The organism is Paraburkholderia sp. J8-2, from assembly GCF_905220195.1.
Classification (GTDB): Bacteria; Pseudomonadota; Gammaproteobacteria; order Burkholderiales; family Burkholderiaceae; genus Paraburkholderia.
In genome coordinates this window covers 34,589-50,515 of sequence record NZ_CAJMZA010000024.1, presented here as the reverse complement: position 1 = coordinate 50,515, position 15,927 = coordinate 34,589, and the positions used below count along the sequence as shown (strand labels likewise).

General features: G+C 55.7%; 12 protein-coding genes. 2 read left to right on the top strand and 10 right to left on the bottom strand.

All coding sequences use genetic code 11. The features are described 5' to 3' along the window. Positions 1–252 precede the first annotated feature (252 nt). On the top strand, positions 253–1,485 hold the full coding sequence (locus tag U5A52_RS32690) for an OpgC domain-containing protein (RefSeq protein WP_321938022.1): 1,233 nt from the start codon (positions 253–255) through the stop codon (positions 1,483–1,485). A gap of 256 nt (positions 1,486–1,741) precedes the next feature. Continuing rightward, on the top strand, positions 1,742–2,890 hold the full coding sequence (locus U5A52_RS32685; RefSeq protein WP_321938020.1) for a methyl-accepting chemotaxis protein: 1,149 nt from the start codon (positions 1,742–1,744) through the stop codon (positions 2,888–2,890). A 536-nt stretch (positions 2,891–3,426) separates the two neighbouring features. Here the strand turns inward: U5A52_RS32685 and U5A52_RS32680 are convergent. From U5A52_RS32680 to U5A52_RS32635, 10 genes are all read right to left on the bottom strand, one after another. Next, a complete protein-coding gene (locus U5A52_RS32680; RefSeq protein WP_321915940.1) occupies positions 3,427–5,385 on the bottom strand; it encodes a sigma-54-dependent Fis family transcriptional regulator in 1,959 nt (652 codons plus the stop codon). Positions 5,386–6,381: 996 nt separating this feature from the next. Continuing rightward, positions 6,382–7,938 carry a methyl-accepting chemotaxis protein gene (locus U5A52_RS32675; RefSeq protein WP_321890079.1) on the bottom strand — a complete coding sequence of 519 codons (1,557 nt, stop codon included), beginning with the start codon at positions 7,936–7,938 and terminating at the stop codon, positions 6,382–6,384. A 57-nt stretch (positions 7,939–7,995) separates the two neighbouring features. Then, entirely contained in the window at positions 7,996–8,859 is an 864-nt protein-coding gene (locus U5A52_RS32670; RefSeq protein ID WP_321938019.1) for an MBL fold metallo-hydrolase, read from the bottom strand. A gap of 12 nt (positions 8,860–8,871) precedes the next feature. After that, positions 8,872–9,669 (bottom strand): sulfite exporter TauE/SafE family protein, encoded by a 798-nt coding sequence (locus U5A52_RS32665; RefSeq protein WP_321890081.1) that lies wholly within the window; start codon positions 9,667–9,669, stop codon positions 8,872–8,874. Between the two features lie 19 nt (positions 9,670–9,688). Then, the gene (gene cynS, locus U5A52_RS32660; RefSeq protein WP_321890082.1) at positions 9,689–10,138 is read right to left on the bottom strand and encodes a cyanase; all 450 of its coding nucleotides are present in this window, start codon (positions 10,136–10,138) and stop codon (positions 9,689–9,691) included. Positions 10,139–10,173: 35 nt separating this feature from the next. Next, positions 10,174–11,103 carry an ABC transporter ATP-binding protein gene (locus tag U5A52_RS32655; RefSeq protein ID WP_321938018.1) on the bottom strand — a complete coding sequence of 310 codons (930 nt, stop codon included), beginning with the start codon at positions 11,101–11,103 and terminating at the stop codon, positions 10,174–10,176. Further along, positions 11,093–11,962 carry a nitrate ABC transporter permease gene (ntrB, locus tag U5A52_RS32650; RefSeq protein ID WP_321890084.1) on the bottom strand — a complete coding sequence of 290 codons (870 nt, stop codon included), beginning with the start codon at positions 11,960–11,962 and terminating at the stop codon, positions 11,093–11,095. Before ntrB ends, U5A52_RS32655 begins: the two co-directional genes overlap by 11 nt. Before the next feature lie 15 nt (positions 11,963–11,977). Next, the gene (locus U5A52_RS32645) at positions 11,978–13,372 is read right to left on the bottom strand and encodes a CmpA/NrtA family ABC transporter substrate-binding protein (protein ID WP_321938016.1); all 1,395 of its coding nucleotides are present in this window, start codon (positions 13,370–13,372) and stop codon (positions 11,978–11,980) included. 59 nt (positions 13,373–13,431) lie between these two features. Continuing rightward, the gene (locus tag U5A52_RS32640) at positions 13,432–14,787 is read right to left on the bottom strand and encodes an FAD-dependent oxidoreductase (RefSeq protein WP_321890086.1); all 1,356 of its coding nucleotides are present in this window, start codon (positions 14,785–14,787) and stop codon (positions 13,432–13,434) included. Continuing rightward, complete coding sequence (locus U5A52_RS32635; RefSeq protein ID WP_321890087.1) at positions 14,784–15,923, bottom strand: acyl-CoA dehydrogenase family protein; 1,140 nt, start codon at positions 15,921–15,923, stop codon at positions 14,784–14,786. The genes U5A52_RS32640 and U5A52_RS32635 overlap by 4 nt, the downstream gene beginning before the upstream one ends. Between the last annotated feature and the right edge of the window lie 4 nt (positions 15,924–15,927).

Sequence of the window (15,927 nt, the reverse complement as noted above, 5' to 3'; positions counted from 1 at the left end):
CGCCGGCCTACGACAGCGCCACAGTGAGCTTCGACCCTCCTATGAAACGTCTCGTTGTCACCCTGGCTGTCTTGGCAATCACTGCATACCTGACCGAGCGGTTTCCGATCGTGACACCGGCTTTCTCGTCAGGCCTCTCTAACACGAAGCTCGAAGAACCGGACGAGTAAGTGCACCAATGTGTTCGAGACACAGGTTCCATCCAGGCAACCCGACCTTGAAGGGCGGGTGTCCTGCGGAATTCAGGATCCGTTGGCCCATGTCGATGGGCTCACCTTTCACCGTTGCTGCGGCCAGAAATTAGCCCGCATCTCGAGCGACAACACCTCCTCAAAAAAAGGTGAGGGCATGGGTTCGTCTACGGAACGTTCTGTCGAGGTAGATTTTTTTAGAGGTGTCGCTTTACTCGTTATAGCCCTCGATCACAACACGAGCGGCGTCCTTCGACATGTCACGTTGCATACCTACGCGTATTGCGACGCAGCTGAGGTTTTCGTCTTTCTGGGTGGTTATGCCTCGGCGGCTGCATACGTCGGTGTTGCCACACGCCGAGGCAAACTTGTTGCGCGTCGACGCTTCCTAAAGCGCGCCTGCGACATCTACCGCGCCTACCTGATCACGGCAGCACTGATGCTCGCTTGCAGCGCGGCTCTGAGATTCGTCAATGTGCCGTTAGCCGCAATCCATCAGACGTGGCCGATGTTTGCCGCACATCCGGTACGGACGTTGCTCGACTTCGCACTTTTTCGTCAGCAACCTTTCCTGTCTGCCGTGCTTCCAATGTACGTGCTGTTCGCGTTCGGCGTACCGTTCACAGTACCATTATTCCGGCGGTCACCCTCAGTTGCTCTTTTTGCCAGCCTCGCAGTTTGGCTCGCCGCCCCGTGGCTCGGTACCGGATTGCCCAGCTCGACCGGCGAAGGTTGGCCGTTCAATCCCTTCGCGTGGCAACTAATGTTCACTTTAGGCAAACTGTCCCGCCTACACCCCGTTTCTCAGGAATTCCACGCATCGTTTCGGGGCAGACAAGTGACGAAGATCGCGATTGGCGTTGCGCTAGTCATCGCGTTTATCAAGCTGTGCATAGATGCGCACGCTTCTCCCGGGTACATGAAGCAGAATCTCGCGAGCGTGCGGATTGTGAGCTTTCTGTCGATCGCGTGGCTCTGCGCGCAAGCGGTGCGACTCGGATGGATTCGCCTGCTCGCGGAAAGACTATGGCCTGTCGTTATAGCGGGGCGTCAGGGCCTAGCTTGTTTTGTCGGTGGCACCATTGTCTCAATATTTGCAGACGTCGGTCTTCAACTCGTCACTCGAACATTGCACTTGGCGACGGATTGGCCGATTCGGCTCGCTGGTGACTGCATAGAGATCGCGGCGCTGTTATTAATCGGTACCGTCGCGACTCGCATCGAACGATCTCGTGAAAATCATTCCATCAAACAAAATGTCTTGGGTTTCATACATGCATCCGACGAACGATAGAAATCTGCGCTGCAGACATCGATTGAATCCGCGGACAAACCAATTATCGATGAAACCCTCGAAGCGAACAAAGTCTAGCGCTCACCACTACATATAGGATGGCAGTCGCGCACGTGGAACGTGCACGAGACTATTTATCAGTGATCGCTAGCGAGCCGACATGAAATATTATTAATTGCGGTCGCACCTAATCGAAACTACTTTTTTCACCCGCTATAAGTCTGTTAGTTCACGAGATAATAATGAGAGAGCACTGATGAAAAAGAAAATTGTGACAATCAAATTCAAACTGCTTCTTACGTTCGGCCTCTTGGCAGCGATACTAGCAATTTGTGCGGTTCTCGCGGCACTGGCGGCTCAGAAGCTTGATGCCGGCTCACAGTCGCCCCCCCAACTTTGGCTGGGCATTATAATCGCGGTCGCATCGACAGGAGCAGTGTTTGCGGTGTACTTCTCGGTTCATCTCCATCGCGTGGTCTGCGGTGGCCTGCTACGCATGGCTCATAAATTTGAGGAAGTCGCGACAACGCTGGATTTGTCCAGACGTTCAGCTAGTCCACGAGCCGACGAATTCGGTCGCGCGGCGATTGCCTTCGACAAGCTAATGCGGCGGGTTGAAGAGGCGATGGCCGTTGTTCATGTCTCGTCGAATTCCGTATCTACGGCCGCTAAAGAAATAGCCTTCGGTAATCTCGATCTATCCGCACGTACTGAGCAACAAGCTGCTTCACTACAGGAAACTGCCGCGAGCATGCTTCAATTGACAGAGACGGTAAAACGCAACACAGACAGCGCACGAACAGCAAATGGCCTTGCATCAGACGCGCACGTCATGGCCGACGCGGCTGGTCAGGTTGTTAGAGTCATGCTGGACGCAATCGAACGTATCGATAGCACTTCAAAGAAGGTATCCGAAATCACGAGTGTTATCGAATCGATTGCATTTCAGACGAATATTCTTGCACTCAACGCGGCAGTGGAAGCAGCTCGCGCGGGCGAACAAGGCAGAGGATTTTCGGTTGTAGCAGCAGAAGTGCGCGTACTCGCCCAGCGGAGTACGCTGGCAGCAAGGGAGATCAACGAAGTGATCGCGTCCTCGGTCTCAACGGTCCATGAGAGTACGCGACACGCGCTGGAAGTAAGTTCGGCAATGGATAAGATGCAGTCGAATGCACGGCGTGTTGCAGGGATTGTTGATGAGATCGCCGTTGCCTCAGAAGAGCAAAGCCGTGGAATCGAGCAAATAAACACGGCGGTAGTTCAGATGGATCAAGTTACGCAGCAGAATGCAGCGCTGGTAGAGCAAGCAGCTACTGCTGCGCATTCTCTTGAGACGCATGCGATGAAATTGCAGGAAGCCGTTTCGGCGTTTACGCTGGCCGATACGGCGGTAGGCGACCACTGAAGTCACTTCATTGCTCGGTCGCCAATGTGCTCGCAACGACCAAGAATTGACTCCAACCGATTGGCCGTGGAACGTTCGATCTTCGGATTGCTCGATAAGTCAGGAAACCCGAACTCGCTTTCGTGGCCACCGAAGTTTCATAGCGAGACTATCGCTACGATGTCGAGAAAGATTTTTGTAAGCCCCTTGCGATCTTGGTGGGGGCAGCCAGTCGAATGATGGCTTATTTTTCTCTTTTCATTGCAGCCAAGTTCAGCCATGACTTTGCAGATACACACTTCAACGTGGAGGCGCATTCGCTCCTCGCAGCGCCCCACAATGCGCCGATGCAGAAGTCTGCCACGTCACCCACGCGTCAAAGCAGTCATGCCTCCGGAACTCCAGAATTGATCAGAAGCCACCATGATTCGACTATCGTTCTTCCATCTCACCAACCGCTCTGCGCCTTTCCCGATTCATACGAAGCCTCGGTTGCCGAGGATACTTTCTCCGCCTCAACATACGGTGATAGCGTGGACCGGTCACGCCATCCGCGGTCACTCATCCAACTCTTTGATCCGCCGATAAAGCGTAGATCGCCCAATTCCCAGCATCTTCGCAGCCTCGCCCACGTTTCCGTTGTGCTTTTCGAGCGCATTGCGAATCAACTGGGCTTCCTGCTCGCGAATCAAGCCAACAGGCCGAGCTGAATTCACACAGGTATCAGCGCCAACAAACCCAGCGCACATATGGTCCAACCCTAGCTCGGTCTCGCCATCACCCCGAACAGCCAATGCCGTGCGTAACACCATTTCGAGTTGGCGTATATTTCCCGGCCATGGATGTCGGCGAAAAACGTCCGCCAGTTCCTTGCTGATGCGCACCTCAGGGGCTCCAAGCTTCTTCAGAATCGTCACGACAAGCAGATCGATATCCGGCCTCTCACGCAACGCCGGAAGATTTATCGAGAAGCCTTTGATTCGGTAGTAGAGATCTTCCCGAAACGTCTTGTCGCGTATCAGTACACTCAGGTCGCGATGGGTCGCACAAATCACAGCCACGTCGATATCGTGTTCACTGCCAGCACCCAAGGGAGCGACTTTGCGCTCCTGCAGGACACGCAGAAGGCGCGCTTGCAAAGGGGCCGGCATATCTCCGATTTCATCCAGGAAGAGAGTACCGCCGTGCGCTTGCATCACGCGCCCAACGACTCCCCCTTTTCGAGCGCCGGTGAAAGCGCCCTCGCGATAGCCGAACAGTTCAGACTCGATCAATCCCTCGGGAATGGCTGCACAGTTCACTGCAATGAATGGCTTCCCGGAACGCGCGCTGGCATCGTGAAGGCCCTTCGCGATCACCTCCTTACCCGTGCCCGTCTCTCCTTGGAGCAAGACTGGCACGCCCTTGTTCAAACCCTGGCATGCCTGCTGCAATGCACGCAACAACTGGCGGTCTCCGCAGGCAAGTGCGCCCAAAGGGGAATGAGAATCGGCTACCGCCTCCGTTGCCTGTGCGGCACTGAGAATATTTCCCCCCACCGGATTCCGCGGCAACGCGAGAACCTTAAACCGGTATTCCTGCTGCAGGCCGGCGACCTTGAGTCCGTGAGCTTGTTCAAGAACAGTCATAAACGGCGCGCCACGCATTTGCAGCACATTACCGCACTGGAGGCCAACAACTTGCTCTCTCGTGAGATTCAACAGTTCACACGCCTGGAAACTTGCGCCAGCGACTATGCCTTCGTCCGTAATGGCCAGTAGCCCGGCCCAAATTGAATCAATATATTGTTCGTATGAATGTATGGCAACAAGAACATGCTCGGGAAACGTGGCAGCGAACAAGCGGCGTTCAATATGTCGCGCCACAGTATTCATCAGCATGAACATAGTGTCTTGTAGCGGCAGAGGTCCGTCGCGAGTGACGTCAAGCACTCCCAGAATCTTGCCGTACGGATCCGCAATGGGCATCGATCTGCAGGAAACACGGTTCAAACTGTCAAGGAAGTGCTCACCACTATTTACGAGTACAGACCGGCCTTCGACGAGCGCCATACCAAGAGCGTTGGTTCCACGCACGGACTCGCTCCAACATGCACCAGGGCGTATGTCCCGAATTCCAATGTGATCTTTGAACGGCGTTACATGACCGTCAATCTTCAGGATAGCCGCGTCGGCATCAGTCAAGATCACGATCTCTTGAGACGAGCAACGTTCAGCTAGAAATCGAAGTTCCGGAGTCGCCGCATCAAGTAACGCGCTGTTCACCTCGCGCATCTCTTCCTGGCTCTTTGCGTCCGGGAGGTTCAATAACGAACGGTCGTACCAACGGACACCTTGGTCGATGCTTCGACGCCAAGACGCTTCGATATCTTCCCGCAATACGCCCTCCGGCAACACCCCGTCCGAGCGCAACTGATCCCGCACCAAATTCGCAATTTGCAACTGGTACGCGACTGATGCCTCGACATGAGTGGTGCCGTGAACTCCTACCACGGCTCTAAGGAGCTGAGCAGCCAATTGAAATCCCACTATCGCTTATTGAACGAAATCTGTCATGATCGCCAGAGCCACACAACTAGGGCAACTCCCCCTTCAGCCTCAAGGACAAGCTTGCCGAATTCTTCTTAGTGACACGAACTTGTTCAATAATTCGGTGACTTCGGTTCACACCCGCGATGGCTCTTTAGAGAGCCGCCCTTCAACACAAACCTCACGGCCTACAAGGCAGTTCCCTGAACTCGACGTGCCCGCGAGACGACGCGCGGCCCTACGCCACCGTAGTGCCGCTTGAAGCACGCAAGCCTCTCCCCACTGCCCCCCAGAAAGCAAAAATCGCCCGAAGGACTCCCCGGCAGGCTAGGTTGAAATTCCGTACCAAATGTTCCATAATAGCACACACGGCGTAGTGCCGCCGCAATTGAAGCAAGGGTAGTCAGTGACACAATCGCCGCAGCGAAAGCGAGTGCGATCATCTACAGCCAGATGCTTACGTGTTGTCTGACCTGCATTGCCGAGACCTACGCATACCTCGTGCGTGTGTTGTCCGAATTGCCACAACGCGCACCGGATGGCAATGTCACCGACTTGCTGCACCACTATTTCAGCAGGCACTCCAGGGCGTCATGCAACCCCGTATGAATTAGCGTATGTCGCGCCTACCGGACGCACATCTCGGCACGTTCGCGTAAGCGTCTTCGGTCGACTACAGTCGATCGCGACGTTGTGTGTTGCCCGGCAGCGCTCCCATATGGCCCGCTCCACAGCGTTTGGACTGACGGAAATGCGGCCACTCAAGCGCGTAGAACTGGTTCGCTTGTCACGTGTTTGATCGCCGTGTTTAACCGACGTGCCTGCGCTTAACGATATCTGCGTCGCGTGGGTGTAGTCCCCACCTCAGTTATCAGGGCGTTGCTCGACCAGAATGCAAGGTGGCCCTTCTTCTCCTTGTCGTGTCCCATCCGTAGTGCGAGCGGTGCCTCCATGCAGGAATAACCGAGGGATGCACAAAAGCGCTCAAAGCTCTGACAAACGGAAGAATCCAACCGCATCCAGGAGCGAGCGAGCCTGTGACGCGAGCGCATGCGTCGCGGCCGCCGATTGTTCAACCAATGCGGCATTCTGTTGCGTAACGTGGTCCATCTGGGAGACCGCCTGACTCATTTCCTGGATTCCGGTCAGTTGCTCAGCAGATGCAATCGAGATCTCCTCCGTGATCGTCGCGACGTCTCCAACCGACAGTACAATACTGCTTATGATCTGACCGGCATCTTCGACCAGCTTCGCCCCTTCTCTGACACGCGCGGAGGACTCTGAAATCAGCGCTTTGATTTCTCTCGCTGAACTCGCACTGCGTTGAGCCAAGGCGCGCACCTCTCCTGCCACCACTGCAAATCCTCTACCCTGTTCTCCGGCCCGCGCAGCCTCTACTGCAGCATTGAGGGCAAGGATATTCGTCTGGAACGCAATTCCCTCGATAACTTCAACGATGCTCTCGACAGTCTGCGAACTGCTAGAAATCCCACGCATTGTCGACGTCACTCGCTCGACGGCATCTCCTCCGCGTCTGGCCTCCTCCGCAGCTTTACGCGCGAGACTATTCGCACGTTCTGCACTATCTGAATTGCGGCCTACGGTGGCGGTGAACTCCTCCATTGCCCCAGCGGTCTGCTCCAGAGACGCAGCCTGCTCCTCTGTACGAGATGACAAGTCTGTATTTCCAGAGGCCAGCTGTGTTGCGGCCGTAGCGATGGCGTTCGTACCCACACGCACCTGTGCCACTATGCCCCCCAAACTCCTGCTCATGCCATCAAGCGAGCGAAGAAGTTGCCCAGTCTCGTCGAGCGATTGAGCGGTAACGTGCAAAGACAAATCACCCGATGCAACCGTGCTCGCCACGTCCACAGCCTGGATGATTGGGCGAGTGATTGTTCGTGTTAGCAGGAGTGAAAAGGCAGCTCCAAACACCAATGTAATTGCGCCGAGTGCCAACATGAAGTGAAGGGAGGAACGAATTTTGTCGACAACGGTCGCACTTCGAACATCTGCGTGTGCTTTTTCCAGTGCAACAAGCTGGTCAGTTGTCTCACTCAACGCGGTCAAGGCAGGGATTGTTCTATCCGTCGTAATTTTGACTGCGGCATCCTGATTATGCTGTTCAAGTGCGATGCTAACGCTCGAGAGTGCCGACATTAGTGTATCGCGACGCTCACGCAGAGTGGCAAGCAGTTCTCTTGCCCGATCAGATGTGTCAGATCTTTGAATCGTGTCGAGGAAAGTCGCGTTCTCCTTCTGATTCGTGTGAATCTTGTCCAGAAGAGCATTCACCGATGCATCGTCTCGGGCCAGAATTAGTTGCAGCGAGTATCGCGCGTTCATTTGCGTTCGCTTGTCTATAGCATGCGCCGCAGTTGCGCTGCGAAAGTCACTGTCAACCAGCAACTGCGTATCTCGGTCAATGCTGACGAGCTTGTACGCACCGACAACAACAATGACAACCAAAAGAAAGAGAACGACGAAAAATCCAGCTCCGAGACGGGCTCCGATTCTCATATTGTTGATGATCGTTCTCAATGGCTTGCCTTTAATCGATTTTTATAGATGTCGTAATCGCGATTCAGCCGCACACAATCAGATCGAGTCGATGGGAAACTGCATAAATCTCCTCCCACGCGAGTTCTGCACTGGAAGCTTCCCTGCGCGCAAATTAACCTGGATGGAAGGGAAGAATAGCCCCGGTAAGGACAGGCTCTGGTCTCGCCTGTTGCGCATGTCTCTGAACGTCGCCAGATTGATTCCGTCGCGAACATGGATGTTTGCGTGCCTCTGGTGTCGAACATTGGTCATGCAAATCGGCTCGCGTCCGTCAGGAGGATAGTCGTGACACAAAAAGAGACGCGTTTCTTCCCCGAGTTTGAGGATCCGGCGAGCTGATTTGTACAGGTTCTCGGCGCTTCCTCCAGGAAAATCGCAACGAGCAGAGCCAACGTCTGGCATGAATATCGTGTCACCAACAAATGCCGCAGATTCCCCGAATAGAAATGCCACATCAGCGGGAGTATGGCCCGGCACGTGCATCACCGTAACGACCAAAGGGCCGACGTTGAACTTCTCGCCACATTCGAAGAGATGGTCAAAGTCACTTCCGTTGGGCTCAAACTCGGACCCAAAATCGAATATTTCCCGGAATACTCGTTGCACTTCGACTATGCCCGAGCCAATGCCGATCTGACCGCCAAGTTCTTGTTTCAGATAGTCTGCGCCGGACAAGTGATCAGCATGTACGTGCGTCTCGAGATGCCATTGAACCAGCAGGTCGTGCTCTCTAATGTAACTTGCGATCTTGTCAGCAGCTTCCGTCGAGACTCTCAAAGCCCTCAGTTCAAAGCCGAGAACAGAATCCACAATTGCACATTCGCGGTAGCCCTTCGCGTTCACGACGTAACTGAATGTCGACGTCGCCGGGTCGAAGAACGGCTCAATTCTAACTTCCATCTTCTCTGACCCTCAGGCGAATGTCTGCTTTAGCCACAGCACAGCGACGCTGAGGACGAGCAAAGCGAACACCGACTGGACCCACTGCCATGGCAACCGATGCGTCGCTATACGGCCGCCCGCAAGTCCGACGACCATCGCCCCGGTAAAGACCCAGCCAACAGACGCAATGTGAGCGCCGCCTAATAGTGACCCGACTACGGTAAAGGAACTTACGAGCGCTACGACTGCCAGTGACGTCGCAGTAACACCAACCATCGGCAAATCGCTAAACTGCCGCAATGCCGGGACAATGACGAAGCCGCCCCCTACACCAAGCATGCCAGTGAACAGCCCAGCCGAGGCACCAATACTTGCCATCGACGCGGCACAGCCTGCTGTCCAATGAAATCGCCCGGTTTCAGGATTCACCTGACAGAGCAGATTTTTGCTGGACTGTTCGCGCTGGTTAGCGTTTCCTAGCACCTGAGCAATCATCCGGACCGCTACGAACAGCATCACTCCGCAAAATATGAACGTTAGCCATCGCTGCGGCATCTCGTGTGCTAAATGCGCTCCAATTGGCGCGCCGACTGCTCCCGCAAGGGACATTGCAATGGCCGCCCTATAGCGCACATGACCACGCCTTAAAGCCGTTACCGCGCCAATTGCGGCCGCAGATGAGACTGCAATCAGGGAGATTGGCGCTGCATCATGCAGCGTCAACCCTAGACCCAGCATCAGTGCCGGCACGGCCATAACGCCGCCAGCTCCAGTCAGTCCAAGGACGGCGCCGATTGCCAAGCCGTAGACGGCCCCGGTGAACATCATAGGTCCTTCCCTTTTACGGTCAGTAGGACTTGTACGGCAAGAATTTGCCGGAGAGCACCACACTTACGCGGTCACCTTTCGCATCCGCTTGGCGCTGGATGTCCATCGAAAAGTCGATTGCACTCATGATCCCGTCACCGAACTCTTCGTGGATCAACTCTTTGATGGTCGTGCCGTACACGTTCACCATTTCGTACCAGCGATAGATCAGCGGATCCGTCGGAACAGCCGTCGGCAGTGAACCTTTGTATGGAACAATCTGCAACCACGCGATGGCTTCATCGGACAACTCGAAGATTTCACCAACGATGGCGGCCTGCTCTTTGCTCAGCTGCATCTGACCGAGGCATGCGGCGGTAGTCCACTCCTTCGCCATGCCTACTTTTTCAGCGACATCTGCCCACTTGAGGCCCTTGCGAACCTTCGCCGAAACGATCATCTCGGTAACCTGCGTGCGACTCGAAATCATGTGACTATCCTTAAAAAAATCTACCACTAGAAAAATTAAGCCATATTTCCGGTACGGAGCACGCGACCCTGTTCAAGCTCCGTAACGTTGTCTTGGCACAGACCGGGATGAACAATCTGCGTCATTTGATGCATGTCGCGCCCTTGTTCGATATCCTGCTGGATCGTGGCGGACCGTCGGACGAGAAAATCGATGAGATAGTTTCGGATCCGATAGAACTGAGGATCGTGAATCAGCGATTCTCGTGTCCTCTCCCGGGGCATCGTGTTCACAACGATCTCTGCAAGGCGAGCACGCGGACCATTACTCATCAAAAAGATTCGGTCAGCAAGCAAGATTGCTTCGTCCACGTCATGTGTGATCATGAAAACGGTCTGATGCGTAGCCAGACAGATGCGCAAAAGCTCATCCTGAATAACACCACGCGTCAACGCATCGAGTGCCCCGAAAGGTTCATCCATCAAAAGCATCTTAGGTGCGACGGAAAACGCGCGGGCAATCCCGACGCGCTGGCGCATACCACCCGATAGCTCCGATGGCTTTTTGTCGATCGCTCGCGTGAGCCCAACCATATCGAGAAAGCGCATCGCGCAGTCTTGAATCTGTTGCCGTGTCCAGTCTGGATTCCGTGACCGGACGGCAAATTCGACATTCTGTTTCGCTGTGAGCCAAGGCAACAGCGCATGCCCCTGGAACACTACGCCGCGATCAAGGCTTGGGCCAGCTATCTCCCGTCCGCCCATGACGGCACTGCCACCACTTGCCTGCTCAAGCCCACCAAGCACGTTCAGAATCGTGCTTTTTCCACAGCCAGAATGACCAATTACGCAAATGAACTCTCCACGGTCGATCTTGAAAGTCACGTCCTCGAACACCGGTGGGAGGTCAGCGCGGTAACGTTTCGAGAGGTTGTCAATCTCAATGAATGCTCCGCCGATTGTGCTGCGACTGTCGTTACTCTGCATAGGTCACCTTCTTTTGCAGGCGTGCGAAAAGCTGGTCGAGAAGCATTCCCACAACTCCGATGATGAGTACCGCGAACAGGACATTTGTCAGAGAAAGGTTGTTCCACTGATTCCAGAGGAAATAGCCAACGCCCGTCCCGCCGACCAGCATTTCAGCAGCCACGATCACAAGCCATGCAATCCCCATCGAGATGCGCATTCCCGTGATAATTGTGGGTGCGGCGGCAGGCAAGACAATCTGGAGCGCTTTGCGCAACGGCGAGACTTCGAGGGTGCGGGCAACGTTCAACCACTCCCGCCTTACGTTTGCGACGCCAAATGCCGTATTGATCAGCATCGGCCATAGGGAGCAGATGAAAATCACAAAAATTGCGGAAACGGAAGCATCCTTGATCGTGTACAGCGCGATTGGCATCCACGCGAGCGGAGAGATCGGCTTCAGTAGTTGAACGAACGGATCAAAAGCGCGATATAGAAGCGGCGACATGCCAATCAGGAAACCCAGGGGTATCGACACGACGACGGCCAGCAGATATCCGCCAGCGACACGCAAAAGGGAATGTCCCAACTGGATGCCGATCCCTTTGTCATTCGGACCATGATCGTAAAACGGGTGCGCGAGGTTTTTCGCTGCGACGGATAAGAACTGCGCTGGCGTGGGGAAACCATCACTTGTTGGCTCAGCCGATTGATCGCCCGGAGCCTGCCCCATCAACCGGGCATACTCCTTTTGCTCTGGTGTCGTAGGTGCCTGCTGAACTTGCGTGCCCGCAGTTGTTGCGAACTGCCAGCAAACGAGCAGGATGGCCACCATGGCAAGCGACACAAATGCAGCCTGCAACCGAATTGAAGACTTCATCTCATATCCTTTGAATCAGGTCCGCTTGATTGCAAAACGTGCGAGGTAGGTGGCAGGGTCAGCGGGATCGTACTCACGGCCCATCACTGAGAATTTCCGCATCCCCGTAGCTATCGCATCCTGGTCGACTTCTTGCCCCAGCGCCTTCATTTGCACGCGTGCGTCCGTAAGCAAGAACACTTTTTTTGCCAGATCATCGTAGGAAATCGGCTTCTTGATGTAGCCCCACCGTTGCATTTGTGTGAGCATCCAGGTGGCCATCGAATACCACGGCAGCGGCTGAAAATCCGTTCGGTCCGCCTGATCGCGCACATGCCCAAGACCATCGGCGTAGTGACCGTTGAGTGCTTGCAAAATGACTGTTTCCGGCTGGTTCAGATAATTCGGCGTCGAGATGGCACGCGCAATCGCAGGACGATTCTCCAGCTTGTGGGCATTCGCGGAGGCCTTCAGCAGAGAACGATATAACGCCACAAACGTGTTCGGATTCTTGTCGATGAAGTCCTGCGTCACACCGAATGCACAACAAGGGTGTCCATCCCAAATGTCGCGCGACAGGATGTGAATGAAGCCCACCTGGTCATACACAGCACGCTGATTGAAGGGATCCGGTCCCAGAAATCCGTCAATGTTTCCTGCCCGCAAATTGGCAATCATCTCCGCGGGCGGAGTCACTCGGAGCTGAACGTCGCGGTCAGGGTCAAGTCCGTGCTCTGCGAGGTAGTAGCGGAGCAGGAAGTTGTGCATCGAGTACTCGAACGGAATGGCGAACTTGAAGCCCCTCCAGTTCTTCGGATCGCGGTTGTCCTTATGCTTCAGAGCTAGCGTAATCGCCTGGCCATTGACGTTCTGAATGGCGGCAACTCGCATCGGCTGGGCAGCAGACGCAAGCCCCATCGAAATGGCGAGCGGCATCGGCGCCAGGAAATGCGATGCGTCGAGCTGATGATTCAGCATCTGATCGCGAACCAGGGCCCACCCAGCGGTCTTGCTAAGTGTGACGTTGAGGCCCTGCTCCCGATAGAACCCCATTGGTTCCGCTGTAATCAGCGGCGTGGCGCAATTAATCGGGATGAAGCCGATCTTCAGGTCTTTCTTCTCCAGAGGGCGCTTTTCCTCCGCCATCGCCTGAAGGTCAGCTAAGGGAAGCACACTTGCGATAGCGGCACGCGCAGCGTTGACGCCGACTGCTCGCAGGAATCGGCGGCGCAGCGCATCGTGGGGGAACAGCGCCCGGACGGCTGCCATTTCGATGAAATGACGCGACTGAGTTTCGTCACCCTGCCCCTGGGGGCGCGACGCAGCGCCGCTGCGTGCAGTGTGTTCGTCTTGGCTGCCGTGCATGCCACATGAACAGCGCTCCAGCGAGTGGTCCGGGCTATACGGACGATACGGATTCTCATCTTTCATGTTCGACGCACCTGCTTCAATCCGGACTTGGGTTAGCCGCCCTACGGGCGGCAAGACGTTCAAGCAACAAGCCGCTGCTTAGTGACGCCTGCTTCGATACGTGCAATCACTCGACCATCAAGGCTCTGCTCCATGCAAATCTGCCCATCTCGATCCTCCGGAGCGCTCCACGTGCCATCTGAGCGTGGGACTCCGTGGAGAACGACGGGAAATGCCTTCGTTTTCAGGCGGATCATAGGCGTGCTGTGGACATAGCCGGCATGTTCCCGATTGAGCGCGTGATGCGAAAGAACACCCGCTTGGCGCACGATCGGCTCGATGAAACGGCACGGCACCCCGGCGACACTGATGCAGTCGCCGATCGCGTAAATGTCTTCGACGCTTGTCTGCATCGACAACGGATCGACAACAATGCCTCGGTCAAACGCAAGTCCTGCCATTTTCGCGAGCCGCGTTTCGGTAACGAGTCCTGTTGCGGCAACGACTTCGTCAACGCGAATTTGCTCAGTGCCTTGCAGCAGAATGTCTTTTTGGTCGTTTTCCGCTTTCTCGATCTTCTCGATGTGACGCCCCCCCAAAAATCTGACACCCCCATCCTGCAAGCTCGTCAAGAGCTTTTCAGAAACTATTGCCGGAACCAGGCTGGCCAACGGACCGGGGTTCACATCGATAAGTGACACCGCGTGACCTGCGCGCGCAAAGTCCTCTGCGAGTTCGCATCCAATCATTCCGGCACCGACAATCGCGACGTGTTTTTTCGCGCCATCCAATCGTGCCCGAAGCCCTGACCACCCCGCCAAATCATTGACACGCCAGCAGAGTGAAGCTGGCATCTGCTCTGGCAGTGCCGGACGCGCCCCCTGTGCGATTACGAGCTTCGTATAGCGAATCGCCCCTCGCGTCGTCCGAACCTGATTGAGTGACGGGGAAATACCGACGACGAACGTTTCAGTCATCAGCCGCACGTTGAGGCGCCGGGCTGCATTTACGGCAGACTCACGAACCAGATCTGCAGGTTTCAAGCAGCGCCCGAGCGCTACGGACAGTTCGGGCTTCAGATATCTGTCGCCGTTGCATGCGGTCACGAGGGTGATAGGTACTGCGGGATCGAGCGCTCGCAACGCTTCAGCCGCGCTCCACCCTGCGATTCCGCCGCCCACGATGACGACCCCGAGCTCACGCGAAGGAGCAACGGCAGCAGCGTCAGTCTGCAGTGCCGTTCGCTCCAGCGGCTCATAAGGCTCGAAATCCGCCTTCACGACTCCACAGAGCGGACAAGCCCAGTCCTCCGGAATATCGTCAAATCGCGTCCCTGGCGCGAGCCCGCTATCTGGATCGCCCAGTTCTTCGTCATAAATCAAGCCACAGGCCCGGCAGAGGAATTGCCTCCACGGCAACGTGGTCGGCGTGTTCATTCGGGGACCTCCTCTTTCGACAGACGAGCCATCTCCCAACGCAGGTGCTTGATGGCGGGGGTGACGATCGCTACGAACTGGGCCTCGCGCACACGGCGCTGCGGAGCGGCGCTCATGAGGTAGCCGCGAGCTCCCTGATGCATAAGCGCAGAATTTGCAGCGCGCAGCGCCAGTTGCGCGCCTTGCACACGTGCGTCAAGCACATGGAGCAGATAGTCTTTACTGCCGTCATAAGGCGTCTCCGCAAGCCGAGCAACTCGCCCCCCCAGTTCGTCGTACTCCGCCTGAAGCTCCACGGCGCCATCCTCAAGGAATTGGTTGACGTGACCGAGCACAGGCTCGACTTCGCGGATGGAGTCGATACTCCCCTGTGCAATCCCGATCGCCATTCCAGCTTGCAGTAGCACAAATACCGCTCGTATCTTTGCAATGAGAGGGCGCGCAGGATCTGCAATCATCGCGTCCTCTCCAACAAAGTAGTTGTCCAAGCGTATGCCCCAAGTGCTCGTTCCTTCCATGCCCGAAAATTCGGGGCATTGGCGCAGTACGACCTCGGGCGTGAACTTCAACAGGAACATGATCTCGTGCGACAGTGAGCCATCGTCGCGGAACACCCCCGCCATGGCACCGCAGTACTGTCCGGGGGCGATATGACTCACCCACGGCAGTGCGCCACTAACGCGATACCCCCCGGCCACCCTCACTGCGCGCAACAACATCTTTTCTATACCTGCCAGCGCTTTCATCGGATTTGAAAGCGCCGTACCCCCGAAAGTACGCCCCATCGCGTGATCATTGAGCAGTTCGCCTGTCAGTGCGGGATTATCGGATTGCTCCATGTAAAGCCCACAGACGTCATGCGCCCACGTGAGAAACCCGGTCGACCCACAACGGCGACTCACAGCGCGCATGGCATCCAGTGCCAAGCCAACCCGACGACCACCTCGCTCGAGGTGCGCACCGAATGCGCCTGCGGCGCCGAGCGACCCCATGATCTCGAGAGGGTAATGTCCCTCGTCAATGCGATGCGCGGCTTCGGCAAGCGGGCCATCGGCGACGGCCGTCACGTTTGACATGACCTGCGAATCGGTCCACGTCGAATCGATCCGGTCGCCAGGAAAATCAACCGCTTTCATGATG